We start from the raw sequence: 18,029 nt of genomic DNA, 5'->3' as shown, positions 1-18,029 counted from the left end.
GTCGTCGTACAGCGCACCTTCGTCGTCGTACAGCGCGCCGCCGTCAGGACGTCTTCAGCGCCTGCGCCATCTCCGCCAGCTGCCCGTACGACGCCGTGCCCGCGACCACCGTCGTCGCGCCCTTGTCCTCGCGCACGAGAGCGTCGTACGTCTGCCCCTTGTAGCGGTGCCACGTCTGGCCGTCGATCTTCTCGGTGGCCTTCGTCCGCACGGCCCGCTGCGTGGCCTCTTCGATGAACTTGACCGGCTTCGCCGTGGACTGCTTGACCACGACGTACTCACCGGACGGGTCGAGGAAACCCAGGTGCCAGCTGTCGCCCTTGGAGCCGTCGAACCGCACCGACGTCGGCTTCCACGCCTTGGCCAGGCCCTCGGGGGCGGCCACCGGGTACGCCGCCGCCCGGCGCGCGGACAGCAGCTCCACGCGGTAGTCGACGCGCTTGGCGGGGTTCTTGGAGTCGTCGTGCGGGATGAAGATGTACATCGCACCGGCGACGAGGGCGATCACCGCCATCGACCACAGCATGTTCCGTACGGTCTGCTTGCCTTGTCTGCCTGCCACGCCCCCATGTTCTCAGGCCACGGAAGCGGCTCTTCCCCCGGTGGCCCCCTAGTGCCCGATCCGCTCATGCGTGGGGCCCTCTGCTCATTTTGTCGGCCTACGGATAGAGTCGAGGCACACCCTCATCCGGCCGTCGTCGTATCAGCAGAAAGGTGCGCTCCGATGACCGAGCATCATCTCCCTTCCGAGCTCGAAGTCTCTCCCGAGGCTCCCGACCGCAACCTCGCCCTGGAGCTCGTCCGGGTCACCGAGGCCGCCGCCATGGCCGCGGGCCGCTGGGTCGGCCGCGGCGACAAGATCGGCGCCGACGGTGCCGCCGTCAGGGCCATGCGGACCCTCGTCTCCACCGTCTCGATGAACGGCATCGTCGTCATCGGTGAGGGCGAGAAGGACGAGGCCCCGATGCTCTTCAACGGGGAGCGCATCGGCGACAGCACCGGCGCCGAGGTCGACATCGCCGTCGACCCGATCGACGGCACGACCCTCTGCGCGAAGGGGATGCCGAACGCCATCGCCGTGCTCGCCGCCGCCGACCGCGGTGCCATGTTCGACCCGTCCGCGGTCTTCTACATGGACAAGCTGGTCACGGGCCCCGAGGCCGCGGACTACGTGGACATCAACGCCCCCGCCTCCGTCAACATCCGCCGGGTCGCCAAGGCCAAGGGCCGTTCGCCCGAGGACGTCACGGTCATGATCCTCGACCGCCCCCGTCACGAGGGCATCGTCAAGGAGATCCGCGAGACCGGCGCGCGCATCAAGTTCATCTCGGACGGCGACGTCGCGGGGTCGATCATGGCTGTGCGCGAAGGCACCGGCGTCGACATGCTCATGGGCATCGGCGGCACCCCGGAAGGCATCATCTCGGCCTGCGCGATCAAGTGCCTGGGCGGTGTGATCCAGGGCAAGCTGTGGCCGAAGGACGACGCCGAGCGCCAGCGCGCGCTGGACGCGGGGCACGACCTGGACCGCACGCTCTCGACGACCGACCTGGTCCGCGGGGACAACGTCTTCTTCGTCGCGACCGGCATCACGGACGGCGAACTGCTCCAGGGCGTGCGCTACGCCGCGGAGACGGCCTCGACCTCGTCCCTGGTCATGCGCTCCAAGTCGGGCACGATCCGCAAGATCGACTCGGACCACCGGCTCGCGAAGCTGCGTGCCTACAGCGCCATCGACTTCGACCGCGCGAAGTAGGACCGAGCACCAAGTAGGCTCAGGAGAGCGCTAGTTGCGCACACCGGAGGGGGCGCCCCGTGCGGGGGACGCCCCCTTCGGCGTACGAAAGAAGCTATCCGGCGGCGGCGATCGGCCCGGCGGTCGTGTGCGCGGCCTTCTTGAGCTCCACCTCGCGCCGGCGCCGCCTGGCGAGCACCACGCGGCGCTCCGCGGCCGTGAGGCCGCCCCAGACGCCGTACGGCTCGGGCTGGAGCAGGGCGTGCTCCCGGCATTCGACCATCACGGGACAGCCGCCGCAGACGCGCTTCGCGGCTTCTTCCCTGGACAGGCGTGAGGCGGTCGGTTCCTTCGACGGGGCGAAGAACAGCCCGGCCTCGTCTCGTCGGCACACCGCCTCGGTGTGCCATGGGGCGTCTTGGTTCCGATCTCGCACTGGTCCACGCTGGGCCGGAACAGCGGCGACCTGCAGGGACTGATGCGACGGCTGCAGCACGGGTCTACTCCTGACGACGGCTTCGCGAGCGAGAGACGATGCAGCAAGCTCTACCCGCTGTGCATGCGCCTATGCACTGAGTTCCGATGTACGGAAGTTCGCGCCGTCAGTGGCCGGATCAGCTCCCCTGTGGCCGGTCAGTGGCCGAGATGTTTGCGCAGCTGCTTGTGCAGGTCACGGACGACCTTGCCGCGCTTGGGCTTCGCCTCGATGTTGCCGAGGACCGCGTAGCCGTCGACGAAGACGACCGGGGCGTCCCGCTCGGCCGAATCGAGCGTCTCCACCTCGAAGTTGCCGAGCACGCCCGTGCCGTTGCCCCGCAGCGAGATGTTCTCCGGGACGCGGACCTCGACGTTGCCGAAGACGGAGACCGCCTTGATGACGACCTGCCGCTGCTCGAAGATCGCCTCGCTGAGGTCGATCTCCACGTTCCCGAAGATCGCGTACACGTGCGTGCGCCGGCCCACGCGCCAGCGGCCCTTGCGGACGGAGCTGCTGAAGACCGCGACCAGGTTCTCGTCGGCGACCGGGGGTACCACGCCGTCCGACGGCCGGGAGGGGGCGGGCTCGGGCGTCACCGTCGCGTACGCCGCGCCACCTGCCGCGGGCAAGTCGCTGACCAGCGGCTCCAGTTCACCCATCGTCTTGGCGCGGTAGACCCCGTCGATCCGCTCGCCGTGCTCCTCGGCGGTCAGCCGGCCCTCGGCGAGCGCCTCACGCAGGATGTCCGCGACGCGGTCCCGGTCGGCGTCCGACGCGCGCAGGCCGGCGGGCTGCGGTTCCGGGTGGGTCTGCTGGGGGCGCTTCTCTAGGTCCACATCGCCCAGCGTACCCAAACGCGATAGATCGCGACTACCCCTGGGGCCGCCCTACTGAGCCTTACCTCACAGACCCGGCCGCCCTGGGGCGTTCTACGCTGGTTGGCGCGTCGCCAATGGAGGCCGCGCACGCTGTCTGCCGAGTGAGGAATGGCCGTAATGCCAGAGTTTGAGTACTCCGATCTGCTCCCGCTGGGAGAGGACACCACGCCGTACCGGCTGGTGACCTCCGAGGGTGTCTCCACTTTCGAGGCCGACGGGCGGACGTTCCTCAAGGTCGATCCGGAGGCGCTGCGCACCCTCGCCGCCGAGGCGATCCACGACATCCAGCACTATCTGCGGCCCGCGCACCTGGCCCAGCTGCGGCGCATCGTCGACGACCCGGAGGCGTCGGGCAACGACAAGTTCGTGGCGCTCGACCTCCTGAAGAACGCGAACATCGCGGCCGCGGGCGTGCTCCCCATGTGCCAGGACACCGGCACGGCCATCGTCATGGGCAAGCGCGGACAGAACGTCCTCACCGAAGGTGAGGACGAGAAGGCGCTCTCGCACGGCATCTACGACGCGTACACGAAGCTGAACCTGCGCTACTCGCAGATGGCCCCGCTGAACATGTGGGAGGAGAAGAACACCGGCTCCAACCTCCCAGCCCAGATCGAGCTGTACGCGACCGACGGCGGCGCCTACAAGTTCCTCTTCATGGCCAAGGGCGGCGGCTCGGCCAACAAGTCGTTCCTCTACCAGGAGACGAAGGCCGTCCTGAACGAGGCCTCCATGATGAAGTTCCTGGAGGAGAAGATCCGCTCCCTGGGCACGGCCGCGTGCCCGCCGTACCACCTGGCGATCGTCGTCGGCGGCACCAGCGCCGAGTTCGCCCTGAAGACCGCGAAGTACGCCTCCGCGCACTACCTCGACGAGCTGCCCGCCGAGGGCTCCCCCACCGGGCACGGCTTCCGGGACAAGGAGCTGGAGGAGAAGGTCTTCGAGCTGACGCAGAAGATCGGCATCGGCGCGCAGTTCGGCGGCAAGTACTTCTGCCACGACGTGCGCGTGGTGCGCCTTCCGCGCCACGGTGCCTCGCTGCCCGTCGCGATCGCCGTCTCCTGCTCGGCCGACCGCCAGGCCACCGCGAAGATCACCGCAGAGGGCGTCTTCCTGGAGCAGCTGGAGACGGACCCGGCGCGCTTCCTGCCGGACACGACCGACGAGACCCTCAACGACGACGCCGAGGCTGCCGATGTCGTGAAGATCGACCTCAACCAGCCCATGGACGACATCCTCGCCGAGCTCACCAAGCATCCGGTGAAGACCCGCCTCTCCCTCACCGGCCCCCTCGTCGTGGCCCGCGACATCGCGCACGCCAAGATCAAGGAGCGCCTGGACGCGGGCGAGGAGATGCCGCAGTACCTGAAGGACCACCCGGTCTACTACGCGGGCCCCGCCAAGACCCCCGAGGGCTACGCCTCCGGCTCCTTCGGCCCGACGACCGCCGGCCGGATGGACTCCTACGTGGAGCAGTTCCAGGCGGCGGGCGGCTCCAAGGTGATGCTCGCCAAGGGCAACCGCTCCAAACAGGTCACCGACGCCTGCGACGCGCACGGCGGCTTCTACCTGGGCTCGATCGGCGGCCCGGCCGCGCGCCTCGCCCAGGACTGCATCAAGAAGGTCGAGGTCGTCGAGTACGAGGAACTCGGCATGGAAGCCGTGTGGAAGATCGAGGTCGAGGACTTCCCCGCCTTCGTCGTGGTGGACGACAAGGGCAACGACTTCTTCCAGGCTCCGGCCCCGGAGCCGACGTTCACGTCCATCCCGGTCCGCGGACCCGGCCTGGCGTAACGCCGTCGCGCGACGAAAGGCCGCCCTGCGCACTGCGCGGAGGGCGGCCTTTCGCGCGCCTTGTGGGCCTACGCGAAGCGCTGGCCCACCGACCCGTTGCACTTCTGGAGCTTCAACGGCTCCTTCGGGGCTGCGAGTGCCAGGCAGAGCCCGGTGTCGGCGGCCGGGCGCAGGGTCCCTGCCTCACGGACGAACTTCTGGTTGGCGCCGCCGTGGCAGTTCCACAGCGTGACGGCGGTGCCTTCCTTGGCGGTTCCCGGGACGTCCAGGCAGCGGTCCTGGGTCAGACCGGTGTGCAGGCTCTGCCGACCGCCGACGCCGCCGTCGTACCACCAGGTCTGGTTGCGGTTTCCGGTGCAGTCCCAGCCCTGCACCTTGGTGCCGTTGCGGCTCTTCGACGCGTCGACGTCCACGCACGTACCCGTGCCCTCGTTCTTGAGCGGCTTGTACGCGTCGTCCCATCCGCCCTGGTAGAGCTTGGGGCTGCCGGTGCTCGCCGGGTCCGCGCAACCGCCCTCGCCCCAGCCCGAGTTGTAGAGCTGCGTCAGGCAGGAGGCGAAGGCCGCGTGGCCCCGGGCGTTGGGGTGGAAGGACTGGCGGACCGAGTTGGAGTCCGGCGGGAACGGGTTGGTGAGGTCCACGTAGAGACCGCGCGCCCAGGTGTCCTCCATGCAGACCTCATGGCCCTGGAAGAGGCGGGAGTTGTCGAGGTAGGTCGCGCCCGCCGCCTTGGCCGCCTTGCGCATGCCGGTCTCGAAGGTGGGCACCGCGTAGTTGCGGCCCCACTCGGTGTCGGAGTCGTAGCCGAGACCGCCGCAGGCCAGCTTGCCCGGGAACTTGGGGTTGTCCCGGAAGTCGGGGCCGATCGGGCTCGGGTAGCCCATGGCGACCAACTTGTAGTCCTCGCCCGCGTATCCCGCGTCCTTCATGACGGTCTTCAGGTCACGGATGGACTGCTCGACCTTGGGCACGAGGGCGTCCACGCGCGCCTGCCAGCCGTCGTTGTACTTGCCCGCGCAGGCGCCCTGACTGAGCAGGAAGCGCGTCACGCAGTCCGTCATCACCGGGGAGAACTGAAGGTCGTCGTTGGCTCCGATGACCAGCAGGATCGTCTTGATCCTGGTGTTGCGCGCCTTGATGGCGAGGTTGTCGCTCTGCACCAGCTCGTCGGCGTACTGCTTCTGGCCGCCGATCTTGATGTTGACCGTCTGCGCTCCCGAGCAGGCCACGTTGTACGTGACGTCCGCGGGGATGCCGGTGCGGTGGATCGCGGCGTCCGGGGAGCGGTGGCACCAGTTGTCGGGGCCGTTCGTGCCCGGTTCGTACGTTCCGACGCCCTCCCCCGAGATCTCGCTGTCGCCGAGCGAGATGAGACCGGTCTTCCGCTCGGCGAGCGGGCGCTCCGCCGGGTCTCCGTAGAGCTTGGTGGCCTCGTCCGCCCGGATCTTCTCCAGCTCGGCCGGCAGCGGCGTGGACGCCGGCGCCCTGTTCCCGTCCGCTGCGGCCTGGGCCGGCACGGCGGCTGCCGTGCCGAGCATTGCCGCCATGGCGACGGCCGCCGCGAACGTACATCGCAGCCGGCCCTGGTGGCCGCGTCTGATGCGCTTCATTGCGCCTCCCCGGTTTGGTGTTACCCACGGTTTTTACTGGTGAGTAAGAGCCTTGGGAATACCTAGAACAAGACAAGTGCTCAACTTTTCAGCGAGGTTTGACGGAGAGGTAGGTTCGTGGCATGACCAGCGACGCCAGCGCAAGCGACAGCGACAGCGGTGAGTACCGGATCGAGCACGACTCCATGGGCGAGGTGCGGGTCCCCGCGCACGCCAAGTGGCGTGCGCAGACGCAGCGCGCGGTGGAGAACTTCCCCGTGTCCGGACAGCGTCTGGAGCGGGCGCACATCGCCGCGCTCGCCCGGATCAAGGCGGCGGCGGCGAAGGTGAACGCGGACCTCGGGGTGCTCGACAAGGACGTCGCGGCGGCGATCGCGGACGCGGCGGGCGAGGTGGCCGAAGGGCGCTGGGACGAGCACTTCCCCGTGGACGTCTTCCAGACGGGGTCCGGCACGTCGTCCAACATGAACACGAACGAAGTGCTCGCGACGCTCGCCACCGAGCGCCTGGGCAAGGACGTCCACCCGAACGACCACGTGAACGCGTCCCAGTCCTCGAACGACGTCTTCCCCTCCTCGATCCACATCGCGGCCACGGGCGCCGTGACACAGGACCTGATCCCCGCCCTGGAGCATCTGGCGGCCTCCCTCGAGCGGAAGTCGGAGGAGTTCGCCGACGTGGTGAAGTCCGGGCGCACGCACCTGATGGACGCGACGCCCGTGACCCTCGGCCAGGAGTTCGGCGGATACGCGGCGCAGGTGCGCTACGGCGTGGAGCGGCTGCGGTCATCACTGCCGCGCCTTGCCGAACTGCCGCTCGGCGGCACGGCGGTGGGCACCGGCATCAACACGCCGCCCGGCTTCTCGGCGGCCGTGATCGACGAGGTGGCGCGGGCCACCGGCCTTCCGCTGACCGAGGCCCGGGACCACTTCGAGGCCCAGGGCGCGCGGGACGGGATCGTGGAGACCAGCGGTCAGCTGCGGACGATCGGTGTCGGCCTCACGAAGATCGCCAACGATCTGCGCTGGATGGCATCCGGTCCACGGACCGGGCTCGCCGAGATCAACCTGCCCGATCTGCAGCCCGGTTCCTCGATCATGCCGGGAAAGGTGAATCCGGTCATTCCGGAGGCGGTCCTGATGGTCGCCGCTCAAGTCACCGGCAATGACGCGACGGTGGCCGCAGCGGGGGCCGCGGGCAACTTCGAGCTGAACGTGATGCTGCCGGTCATCGGCAAGAACGTCCTGGAGTCCGTGCGGCTGCTGGCCAATGTGTCGCGGCTGCTCGCCGACAGGACGGTGGACGGAATCACCGCGAATGCCGAGCGGGCCCGTGAGTACGCCGAGTCATCGCCTTCCGTCGTCACTCCGCTGAACAAGTACATCGGGTACGAAGAGGCGGCGAAGGTCGCCAAGAAGTCGCTCGCCGAACGGAAGACCATCCGCGAGGTCGTGCTCGAAGGCGGTTATGTCGAGCGGGGCGAGCTCACGCTGACGCAGTTGGACGACGCGCTGGACGTGCTGCGGATGACGCGGCCGTAGGGCCGCGTTCCCCCTGCGCCCGGACAGGTTCCCAGGAGCTTGTCCGGGCGGCGACTAATATCTCTCCATGACAGACCTCACCACGCCGCCAACGACGAGCAGCGAAGCAGCACGCTGGGCCCCCGGCGCCCATGTGCTGTGGCGGTACAAGGAGAACGCCGGGAACCGGATCCACATCTGCAGGCCCGTCACGGTCGTGCAGGACACCGAAGAACTGCTCGCCGTGTGGATGGCCCCCGGCACCGAATGCGTGAAGCCCGTGCTCGCCGACGGGACTCCCGTGCACCACGAGCCCCTCGCCACCCGCTACACGAAGCCCCGCGCGCTGCGCAGGGACCGCTGGTTCGGCACCGGCGTACTGAAGTTGGCCCGGCCCGCGGAGCCGTGGTCGGTGTGGCTGTTCTGGGATCCGGGATGGCGGTTCAAGAACTGGTACGTGAATCTTGAGGAGCCGCGAGCCCGTTGGGCCGGAGGCATCGATTCCGAGGATCACTTTCTGGACATCTCCGTGCGCCCGGACCGGACTTGGCAGTGGCACGACGAGGACGAATTCGTGCAGGCTCAGCGCGCCGGGCTGATGGGCGCGGGAAAGGCGCGGGAAGTGCGGGCCGCCGGGCATGCCGCCATCGATGTGATCCAATCTTGGGGACTGCCATTTTCGGACAACTGGCAACACTGGCGCCCCGATCCGGACTGGGCGATTCCACCCCTTCCGGACGACTGGGACCGCACGCCCGCTCATGTGACGTCATGAGACCCTTGATGCGCCCCCATGGTTCAAACGTAGGATCGTCCTCCGCAAGGGCGCACAGCAGCAACTCAGCAGCAACTCCCTGAGCTTGCGCGTTGCCTGACAGGATGTCATCGAAGGGCGGCAGAACGTGAGCGAGGCGAGCGAGTTCGGCAGGTACGGCGGGTCATCCGGCGTGCTGCCCGACCGGACGGGGCAGGCCGAGGCCTTCGACGCCATCGGACAGCACTACGACGACGCCTTCCCGCACAAGGACGGCCAGCAGGCCGCCGGGCGCAGGCTCGCCGACGCGCTGCCGCCCGGGTCGAGGGTTCTCGACGTGGGATGCGGCACAGGGCTTCCCACCGCCCGTCAGCTCACCGACGCCGGGCACCTCGTCCTCGGCATCGACCTGTCCTCCGGCATGCTCGACCTGGCCAGGAAGAACGTGCCCTCGCCGAACGCCGAGTTCCGGCAGCTCGACGTGGCAGGGCTGCGGGCCGAAGGGCCCGACGGGGTCGGCCTGTTCGACGGGATCGCGGCATTCTTCGCGCTTCTCATGCTGCCGCGCGCCGAGATCCCGTACGCTCTGCGGCTGCTGCACGGACTGCTGCGCCCCGGTGGCCTGCTCGCGCTCTCCATGGTCGAGGCCGACCTGGACGACGCGGGAATTCCGTTCCTGGGGCACACAATCCGGGTATCCGGTTACCTGCGAGACGAACTGCGGCAGGTCGTACGTGACGCGGGCTTCGACATCGTCGAGGAGGACACGTACTCCTACGCCCCGGCGAGTACCGACGTACCACCCGAGCACCAGCTCTTCCTGCACTGCCGACGCGGCTGACCAAAGTAGCCACCGGACACCAAGGCGCAGCCCCGGACGGACGGATTCGAAACGCGTGACGGAGCACTCCATCCCCGACGAGGGCCGACAGCCAAGAGCTGCCCGGCCCGCCGCCCCCGCGGATCCCCGCGGGGCGCAGGCGCGTGCCCCGAAGGCGCGGGACACCCCGGGCGCGACGGCTTTACCCGCACAGGCCCAGGCCCGGACGGGCGACGCCACCGCGAGCCCCAGCGACGAGCACTCCCAGTCGCACGGGCCCTCGGGGCAGCAGCCCGACCCGCACCGGCCGCGGCCGGCCGGGCAGGACAGCCCCGACGGCGCTCTGGAGGGCGCCCCGGGCGGTGAGGAGCGGCGTACGGGACAGCCACGACCGCCGGGCTCCGGCCCCGCGGCGATGCGGCGCGACGGCGACCGCCTGCGCTTCGTGGGCGCCGCGACCCGGCGCATCGCCCGCGGCATCGACCTGGACGAGATCGTGATGGGCCTGTGCCGGGCCACGGTGCCGACGTTCTCCGACGCGATACTGGTCTACCTGCGCGACCCGCTGCCGGTCGGCGAGGAGCGGCCCAGCGGAGCCCTCGTGCTGCGCCTGCGCCGCACCGACCGGCTGCGCTCGATCGAGGAAGGGGCCGAGGAACCCGACACCGAGGGCGGCACCCTGCCCGCCCTCCAGGTGCAGGCCGATCTCGTGACGACCGCGGAGCTGTGCGAGGTGCGCCCCGGCGGCGCCCTCGCCGAGGTCCTGCGCGGCGTACGCCCGGTCTTCGCCGACACCCCCGCGGCCCGCGCCGCACTGCCCGAGCTGCTCGGCGAAGGGCGCACCGTGCCGGGCGGGCAGCGCACGATCCTCGCCCCGCTGCGGGGCAGGCGCCGGGTGATCGGCGCCGCGGTGTTCCTGCGCCGCCCCGACCGGCACCCGTTCGAGGCCGACGACCTCCTGGTCGCCGCCCAGTTGGCCACGCACAGCGCGCTCGGCATCGACAAGGCCGTGCTGTACGGCCGCGAGGCGTACATCGCCGACGAGCTCCAGCGCACGATGCTGCCCGAGACCCTGCCCCGCCCGACCGGCGTCCGCCTGGCGTCGCGCTATCTCCCGGCTGCCGAGACGGCCCGGGTCGGCGGCGACTGGTACGACGCGATCCCGCTGCCCGGCAGCCGCGTCGCGCTCGTCGTGGGCGACGTCATGGGGCACTCCATGACTTCGGCCGCGATCATGGGCCAGCTGCGGACGACCGCCCAGACCCTGGCCGGACTCGACCTGCCGCCCCAGGAGGTCCTGCACCACCTGGACGAGCAGGCCCAGCGGCTCGGCTCGGACCGCATGGCGACCTGCCTCTACGCGGTCTACGACCCGGTCGCGCACCGCATCACCATCGCCAACGCCGGTCATCCGCCGCCCGTCCTGCTGCATCTGGGCGGCCGTGCGGAGGTCCTGCGGGTCCCGCCGGGCGCCCCCATCGGCGTGGGCGGCGTCGACTTCGAGGCCGTGGAGCTCGACGCGCCCGCGGGCGCCACCCTGCTCCTCTACACGGACGGCCTCGTCGAGTCCCGGCTGCGTGACGTGTGGACCGGCATAGAGCAGCTGCGCGAACGGCTCGCCGCCACCGCCCAGTTGACGGGACCGGACCATCCGCCGCCCCTGGAGGCCCTCTGCGACGACGTGCTCGACATGCTCGGCCCCGGCGACCGGGACGACGACATCGCGCTGCTCGCCGCCCGCTTCGACGGGATCGCGCCGAGCGACGTCGCGTACTGGTACCTGGAGCCGGAGGACGCCACGCCCGCCCGCGCCAGGCGCCTGGCCCGCAGCGCCCTGGAGCGCTGGGGCCTGCAAGAGCTGACCGACTCCCTTGAGCTGCTGGTCAGCGAGGTCGTCACGAACGCCGTGCGGTACGCGTCGCGCCCGGTGACGCTGCGTCTGCTGCGTACGGACGTCCTGCGCTGCGAGGTCGGCGACGACGTGCCGCAGCTGCCGCGGCTGCGGCAGGCGCGGGCCACGGACGAAGGCGGACGCGGGCTCTACCTGGTCAACAAGCTGGCCCGGCGGTGGGGCGCGACGCGTCTGAGCACCGGCAAGGTGGTGTGGTTCGAGCTGAACCACAGCTGATCCAGGGTCCACGCACGGCGAAGGCGCCCGGAAGCAGTTGCTTCCGGGCGCCTTCGCGTCCAGCCATTGAACCGTGTGCCGCGTCAGTCCTTGTTCGGCCGCCCGTTGGGGTTCTCCGGGATCTCGATCGAGTCCGTCGGGTCCGGCTCGCCCGGCTCCTCGGTCGGCGGATCCGTGGTCGGGTCGTCCGTCGGCGGCTCGGTCGTCGGGGTCTCCGTGGGCTTGTCCGTCGTCGGGTCGTCCGTCGGCGGCTTCGTCGTCGGGTCCTTGGTCTCCGAAGGCTCGTCCGTCGGCTCCTGCGGGGCCTGGGTCGTCGGGTCCGGGGGCGGCGCGATGGCCGCGCCCATGGACGTGTCCAGGTCGAACTTGCTGGGCGAGCCCATCGCGTCGAAGGTGTACGCCGCCCAGATCTGCGCCGGGAAGCTGCCGCCGTCGACGCGCGGCAGACCGCCCGCGCCCTTCATGGAGACCTGCTTGCTCTGCTCGGCCGTGCCCGCGGCGCCCTCACCGAACAGGCCGACGGAGGTGACCAGCTTCGGCGTGTAGCCGGTGAACCAGGCCGACTTGTTGTCGTCGGACGTACCGGTCTTGCCCGCCACGTCCTGCACCGGGCTGCGCACCGCGCTGCCCGTGCCGTCGTCGACCACGCCGGTCAGGACCGAGGTGATCGAGTCCGCGGTGCCGCGCTCGACGACCTTCTCGCCGATCGGGTCCGGCAGCTCGATCGTGCGGTCCTTGTGCTCCACGGACGCCACGACCGCCGGGGTGACCTTCTTGCCGTGGTTGTCGAGCGTCGCGTAGACGCCCGCCATCTCCAGCGGGCTCGCGCCCATGGTGCCCAGGGTCTGCGCGGGTACGGCGGGCAGGTCCTCGACGTCCATGCCGAGCTTGCCCGCGGTCTCCAATACGTCGTCCATGCCGACGTCCACGCCCATCTGCGCGAAGACGGAGTTGATGGACTTGTTCATCGCCTTCTGGACGGTGACCTGGCCGTAGCTCTTGTCGTCCTCGTTCGGCGGTGCGAAGGCGACGTCGCTGCCCTTGACCGGGCGCTCGCTGGTGCCGTCGTAGATCGTGTTCGCCGTGATCGGCTGGCCGGACTGCGTCGTGGCGCTCTTCTCCAGGGCCGCGGCGAGGATCAGCGGCTTGAAGGTGGAGGCCGGCTGGTAGTCACGCCGGGTGGCGTTGTTCGTGTAGTGCTTGACGTAGTCCTGGCCGCCGTACATCGCGAGGACCTTGCCGGTCTTCGGGTCGACGGACGCGGCGCCCGCCTGCACCCGGGCGTCGGCCTTGCGCTTGTCGGGGTCGAGCTGGTCGTTCAGCTTCTTGTCGACGGCCTTCTCGAGCTGCTTCTGCTTCTTCTGGTCGATGTTGAGCGTGATCGTGTAGCCGCCCGCGTCGAACTGCTCCTCGCTGAGGTGGCCGGCCTTCATGACCTCGGCCTTGGCCTCCTTCACGAGGTAACCGGCCTGGCCCTCCAGGCCGGGCGCGGCCTTGGGCGCCTTCGGCGCGTCGAACGTGAGGCCCTCGCGCTCGCTCGCGGGCAGCCAGCCCTCCTCGACCATGTTGTCGAGGACGTAGTTCCAGCGCGCCTTGACCAGCTTCTTGCTCGCGTCCGTGGCGGAGGTCCAGTCGTACTGGCTCGGGGCCTGGAGGAGGGCCGCGAGGTAGGCGCCCTGCGTGACGTTCAGTTCCTCGGCGTCGACGTTGTAGTAGGCCTGGGCGGCGGCCTGGATGCCGTAGGCACCGCGGCCGTAGTAGCTGGTGTTGATGTACCCGGCGAGGATGTCGTCCTTGCTCTTCTTCTGGTCAACCTTCAGCGAGATGACCAGTTCCTTGAGCTTGCGGGTCACCGTCTGGTCCGACGTCAAGTAGTAGTTCTTGACGTACTGCTGGGTGATCGTCGAGCCACCCTGCTTGCCCTTGCCGGAGACGGTGTTGATCAGGCCGCGGGCGGTGCCCTTGAAGTCGACGCCCTTGTCCTTGTAGAAGGACTTGTTCTCGGCGGCCACGAAGGTGCGCTGCACCTTCTTGGGCACCTTCTCCAGGTCGACGACCTCACGGTTCAGCTCGCCGGTCCTGGCGATGACCTGGCCGTTCTTGTACTTGTAGACGTTGCTCTGGAGCTTGGCCGCCGCGTTGCCCTCGGGCACGTCGACCACCATGTAGAGGACGACGAAGGCGAGCATGCCAAGGAGGCAGAGCCCGAAGAACGTACCCAGGATCTTCTTCAGCGTGAAGAAGCGGCGTATGCCCGTGCGCTTGGGTTTGCCGCCGCCGGCGGGGCGCCCGCGCGATGCCCGGCGCGCGCCGCGCTGCCGCGCTTGTCGCTCTTCCGCTCGGCCCATGAGTCTGAGTGCTCCGCTTCCGTGTCGTTCGCTTATGACTGGCAAGTCAGCTCAAGAAGCTAACACCGCACCTAGGGACAAAGGACTGCCGATCCGGTCTTTTCCGGACGTGACAATCAGCACCTGCACCACAGGAACCGGTGATTGCTCCCAGTAGACCGACGATCCTGGGGCCCAGAAGGTTGCCCGCCTTTCGAACCTGTGAGCCCGGGGCCGAGGCTGAAACAGGGGTATACATGCCACGTATACACGCGGTGTAGAGTGCTCCGCATGTCCATCGGTCACACCCTCCTCGGCCTTCTTGAGTCGGGCCCGCGCCACGGCTACGACCTCAAGCGCACCTTCGACGAGAAGTTCGGTCACGACAAGCCTCTGCACTACGGGCAGGTCTACTCGACCATGTCCCGCCTCCTGAAGAACGGCCTCGTCGAGGTCGACGGGATAGAGGCGGGCGGCGGCCCCGAGCGCAAGCGGTACGCGATCACCGAAGCCGGCATCACCGATGTCGAGCGCTGGCTCGCCACCCCGGAGAAGCCCGAGCCCTACCTCCAGTCGACCCTCTACACCAAGGTCGTCCTCGCGCTCCTGACCGAGCGCGACGCCTCGGAGATGCTCGACGCCCAGCGCGCCGAGCACCTGCGCCTGATGCGCATCCTCACCGACCGCAAGCGCAAGGGTGACCTCGCCGACCAGCTGATCTGCGACCACGCGCTCTTCCACCTCGAAGCCGATCTGCGCTGGCTGGAGCTTGCCGCCGCGCGCCTCGGCAAGCTCGCCCAGGAGGTGCGCTCCGCATGACCCCCGCCGGCTCCCTCCTCACCGCATCCGCCCTGCGCAAGACGTACGGCCCGACGACCGCGCTCGACGACGCCGGGTTCTCCATCCACCCCGGCGAGGTCGTCGCCGTGATGGGCCCCTCCGGCTCCGGCAAGTCGACCCTCCTGCACTGCCTCGCGGGGATCGTCAAGCCCGACTCGGGCTCCATCACGTACAACGGCCGCGAGCTCACGGGCCTGCCGGACGCCTCGCTGAGCGCCCTGCGCCGCAGCGAGTTCGGCTTCGTCTTCCAGTTCGGGCAGCTGGTACCCGAGCTGACCTGCGTCGAGAACGTCGCGCTTCCGCTGCGGCTGAACGGCGCACGGCGCAAGGAGGCCGAGGCGACCGCCCGCACCTGGATGGAGCGCCTGGAGGTCGAGGACGTCGCCGCCAAGCGGCCCGGCGAGGTCTCCGGCGGCCAGGGCCAGCGGGTCGCGGTGGCCCGCGCGCTCGCCACGAGCCCGCGCGTGGTCTTCGCCGACGAGCCCACCGGCGCGCTCGACTCGCTCAACGGCGAGCGCGTGATGGAGCTGCTCACCGACGCCGCGCGCTCGACGAACGCCGCCGTGGTCCTCGTCACGCACGAGACGCGGGTCGCCGCCTACTCCGACCGCGAGATCGTCGTGCGCGACGGCAGGGCGCGGGACATGGAGCGGGCGATATGAGTCTCGACACGCGCGCCAAGGCCGATGCGCGGCCCGCGCCGCCGCTCGCCGACATCGCCCCGTCCGTGTCCAAGGGGGGACCTCGCGCCTTCGTCCGCGACCTCGCTATGGGCATGCGTTTCGCCGTCGGCGGCGGCCGTGAGGGATGGACCCGCACCCTCCTGACGGCGGTCGGCGTCGGCCTCGGCGTGGCGCTGCTGCTCGGTGCGGCCTCCGTGCCCACCCTGCTCCAGCACCGCGAGGACCGCTCGGTGGCCCGCGCGGCCACCGACGAGTTCTCGGGCAAGAAGGTCGAGCGGTCGAACTCCACGGTCCTCCAGCGCGACACCCCCACCGACTTCCGCGACGCCACGGTCAGCGGCCGCGTGCTGCGCGCCGAGGGCAGCGACCCGGCCCTGCCGCCGGGCCTGAAGAAGATCCCGGCCGACGGCGAGATGGCCGTGTCGCCCGCGCTGCGCGAGCTCCTGGACAGCTCCGACGGCGCCCTCCTGAAGGAGCGCTTCGGCGAGTACCGCGTCACGGACACCATCGGCGACGCGGGCCTGACCAACCCCAAGGAGCTCTACTACTACGCCGGTTCCGACGCCCTCACCCCGGCGAAGGGCGGCCACCGCGTGGCGGACTTCGGGTACAAAGAGCCCGCGGAACCCATGGACCCGCTGCTGATCGTCCTGGTCGTCCTGATCTGCGTGGTCCTGCTGACCCCGGTGGTCATCTTCATCGGCACGGCGGTCCGCTTCGGCGGCGACCGGCGCGACCGGCGTCTGGCCGCGCTGCGCCTGGTCGGCGCGGACGCGCACAGCGTCCGGCGGATCGCGGCGGGCGAGGCCCTGTGCGGCGCACTGCTCGGCCTTGCCGCGGGCGGTCTGTTCTTCCTGGGCGTGCGCGAGCTGGTGGGCACCCTCGACGGGTGGAAGATCAGCGCCTTCCCCTCCGACGTGGTGCCGCTGCCCGGTCTCGCCGTACTGATCCTGCTCGCCGTGCCCGTCACGGCCGTCGTGGTCACGCTGATCTCGCTGCGGGCCGTCTCCATCGAGCCGCTCGGCGTCGTGCGCAGCACCAAGCCGCGCAAGCGCCGCGTGTGGTGGCGCATCGTGATGCCGCTGCTCGGCCTCGGGATCCTGCTCGCCTCGGGCCAGGTCGGGGGCGACGTGATCAATGGTTACGTCGGGGGCAACGTGGCCCCGCCGGTCTTCGCCATCGGCACGGGCGCGACGCTCACCCTGGTGGGCCTGGCCGCGCTGCTGCCCTGGCTCGTCGAGGCGAGCGTGGCCAAGCTGCGCGGCGGCGGCCCCGTGCCCTGGCAACTGGCCATCCGCAGGCTGCAGTTGAGCAGCGGCACGGCGGCGCGCGCGGTCAGCGGCATCACCGTCGCGGTGGCGGGCGCGGTCGCCCTGCAGATGCTGTTCGTCGCGATGCACGACGACTTCAACCGGACGACCGACAACGACCCAGGCCGCGCCAAGCTGGTGGTCAGGGCAGACGTCGGCGACGGCGAGCTGGCCGAGCGGATGATCGACAAGTTCCGCACGACCAAGGGCGTCAAGAACGTCATCGGCACGGTCTCCACGTACGTCGTGAAGCCGGGCAAGCTGAAGAACCCCGACGACCTCAGGCCCACCACGGAGCTGACGGTCGGCACCTGCGCGAACCTGCGCGAGCTGGCCCGGATCGGCGACTGCCGGGACGGCGACACCTTCGTCGTGCACACCGGCGACACCGAGATGAACAAGTGGGTCGACGAGTCGGCCCGTCCGGGCAAGCCGATCGACCTGAACGCCATCAGCTGGGACGAGTCCGGCCACCAGCACGCCCCGTGGACGCTGCCCGCCGACTCCCGCAAGGTCAAGGCCCGCCCCGACCCGGGCGGCGACCTGCACGACGGCATCTACGCGACGCCCGGCGCGATCGACGCCTCCAAGATGGCCGATGCCTCGACCACCGCGATGATCCAGGTGGACCCGGGCACCAAGGACGCCGAGGAGTACATCCGCAACACCGCGGCCCACGTCGACCCGTTCCTCTCCGTGCAGACGCTGCGCGCGGTCGAGCGCGACAAGCAGTACGCCACCATCCAGACCGGTCTCCAGGTCGGCGCGATGGCGACGATGGGACTGATCGCGGCGTCCCTGCTGGTCTCGATGATCGAGCAACTGCGGGAGCGCAAGCGCCTCCTGGCGGCGCTCACCGCGTTCGGCACGCGCCGCGCGTCGATGGCGTGGTCGATCCTGTGGCAGACCGCGATCCCGGTCGCGATCGGCCTGGTGCTCGCCGTCGTGGGCGGCCTCGGTCTCGGCTGGGTCATGGTCCGCATGATCCAGAAGTCGGTCACCGACTGGTGGCTCTTCGCCCCCATGACGGCCGCGGGCGCCGCCCTCGTCGCGGTCGTGACGCTGCTCAGCCTGCCGCCGCTGTGGCGCATGATGCGCCCGGACGGACTGCGTACGGAGTAACTCCCCGCGCGGGAGCGGAACGTTGCCGGT

Annotated in this window: 14 protein-coding genes; 9 read left to right on the top strand and 5 right to left on the bottom strand. The window is 69.9% G+C overall.

The genetic code is table 11. The annotated features are described in order from the left end of the window. Positions 1–43 precede the first annotated feature (43 nt). Complete coding sequence (locus ABZ833_RS35375; RefSeq protein ID WP_361055703.1) at positions 44–562, bottom strand: DUF4245 domain-containing protein; 519 nt, start codon at positions 560–562, stop codon at positions 44–46. 162 nt (positions 563–724) lie between these two features. On the opposite strand from ABZ833_RS35375, the gene glpX reads away from it, so the two are divergent. Further along, positions 725–1,756: a class II fructose-bisphosphatase gene (gene glpX / locus ABZ833_RS35370; RefSeq protein ID WP_249588033.1), complete on the top strand. Its 1,032-nt coding sequence runs from the start codon at positions 725–727 to the stop codon at positions 1,754–1,756. A 94-nt stretch (positions 1,757–1,850) separates the two neighbouring features. Here the strand turns inward: glpX and ABZ833_RS35365 are convergent, their stop codons facing one another. Together ABZ833_RS35365 and ABZ833_RS35360 are read right to left on the bottom strand one after the other, a co-directional pair. Then, on the bottom strand, positions 1,851–2,231 hold the full coding sequence (locus ABZ833_RS35365) for a WhiB family transcriptional regulator (protein WP_361055699.1): 381 nt from the start codon (positions 2,229–2,231) through the stop codon (positions 1,851–1,853). A 137-nt stretch (positions 2,232–2,368) separates the two neighbouring features. Next, positions 2,369–3,049 (bottom strand): DUF1707 domain-containing protein, encoded by a 681-nt coding sequence (locus tag ABZ833_RS35360; protein WP_361055696.1) that lies wholly within the window; start codon positions 3,047–3,049, stop codon positions 2,369–2,371. A 159-nt stretch (positions 3,050–3,208) separates the two neighbouring features. Between ABZ833_RS35360 and ABZ833_RS35355 the strand changes: the two genes are divergently transcribed. Beyond that, positions 3,209–4,885, top strand: a complete 1,677-nt coding sequence (locus ABZ833_RS35355) for a fumarate hydratase (RefSeq protein WP_361055693.1) — start codon at positions 3,209–3,211, stop codon at positions 4,883–4,885. 68 nt (positions 4,886–4,953) lie between these two features. On the opposite strand, the gene ABZ833_RS35350 is transcribed toward ABZ833_RS35355, so the two are convergent. Beyond that, on the bottom strand, positions 4,954–6,495 hold the full coding sequence (locus tag ABZ833_RS35350; protein ID WP_361055690.1) for a ricin-type beta-trefoil lectin domain protein: 1,542 nt from the start codon (positions 6,493–6,495) through the stop codon (positions 4,954–4,956). 122 nt (positions 6,496–6,617) lie between these two features. Here ABZ833_RS35350 and ABZ833_RS35345 point away from each other — a divergent pair, with 122 nt between their 5' ends. The 4 genes from ABZ833_RS35345 to ABZ833_RS35330 all read left to right on the top strand — a co-directional run bounded on the left by ABZ833_RS35345 (position 6,618) and on the right by ABZ833_RS35330 (position 11,717). Continuing rightward, entirely contained in the window at positions 6,618–8,036 is a 1,419-nt protein-coding gene (locus ABZ833_RS35345) for a class II fumarate hydratase (RefSeq protein WP_361055687.1), read from the top strand. 67 nt (positions 8,037–8,103) lie between these two features. After that, a complete protein-coding gene (locus ABZ833_RS35340; protein ID WP_361055684.1) occupies positions 8,104–8,790 on the top strand; it encodes a DUF402 domain-containing protein in 687 nt (228 codons plus the stop codon). A gap of 127 nt (positions 8,791–8,917) precedes the next feature. Continuing rightward, positions 8,918–9,610 carry a class I SAM-dependent methyltransferase gene (locus ABZ833_RS35335; RefSeq protein ID WP_361055681.1) on the top strand — a complete coding sequence of 231 codons (693 nt, stop codon included), beginning with the start codon at positions 8,918–8,920 and terminating at the stop codon, positions 9,608–9,610. A 55-nt stretch (positions 9,611–9,665) separates the two neighbouring features. Next, positions 9,666–11,717 (top strand): SpoIIE family protein phosphatase, encoded by a 2,052-nt coding sequence (locus ABZ833_RS35330; RefSeq protein WP_361055678.1) that lies wholly within the window; start codon positions 9,666–9,668, stop codon positions 11,715–11,717. Positions 11,718–11,800: 83 nt separating this feature from the next. Here ABZ833_RS35330 and ABZ833_RS35325 read toward each other — a convergent pair whose 3' ends face one another. Continuing rightward, complete coding sequence (locus tag ABZ833_RS35325; protein ID WP_361055675.1) at positions 11,801–14,065, bottom strand: transglycosylase domain-containing protein; 2,265 nt, start codon at positions 14,063–14,065, stop codon at positions 11,801–11,803. 270 nt (positions 14,066–14,335) lie between these two features. On the opposite strand from ABZ833_RS35325, the gene ABZ833_RS35320 reads away from it, so the two are divergent. The 3 genes from ABZ833_RS35320 (at position 14,336) to ABZ833_RS35310 (ending at position 17,999) form a co-directional block, all read left to right on the top strand. Next, positions 14,336–14,863 carry a PadR family transcriptional regulator gene (locus tag ABZ833_RS35320; RefSeq protein ID WP_160506940.1) on the top strand — a complete coding sequence of 176 codons (528 nt, stop codon included), beginning with the start codon at positions 14,336–14,338 and terminating at the stop codon, positions 14,861–14,863. Next, positions 14,860–15,546, top strand: coding sequence for an ABC transporter ATP-binding protein (locus tag ABZ833_RS35315; protein WP_361055671.1), 687 nt, complete (start codon positions 14,860–14,862; stop codon positions 15,544–15,546). Before ABZ833_RS35320 ends, ABZ833_RS35315 begins: the two co-directional genes overlap by 4 nt. 107 nt (positions 15,547–15,653) lie before the next feature. Further along, positions 15,654–17,999: an ABC transporter permease gene (locus ABZ833_RS35310; protein WP_361055791.1), complete on the top strand. Its 2,346-nt coding sequence runs from the start codon at positions 15,654–15,656 to the stop codon at positions 17,997–17,999. Positions 18,000–18,029 lie beyond the last annotated feature (30 nt).

Source organism: Streptomyces sp. NPDC047525 (genome assembly GCF_040643025.1).
GTDB classification, from domain to species: Bacteria; Actinomycetota; Actinomycetes; order Streptomycetales; family Streptomycetaceae; genus Streptomyces; species Streptomyces durmitorensis.
Note: the sequence above shows the minus strand (reverse complement) of the source record. Positions and strands in the feature narration are given on the sequence as shown.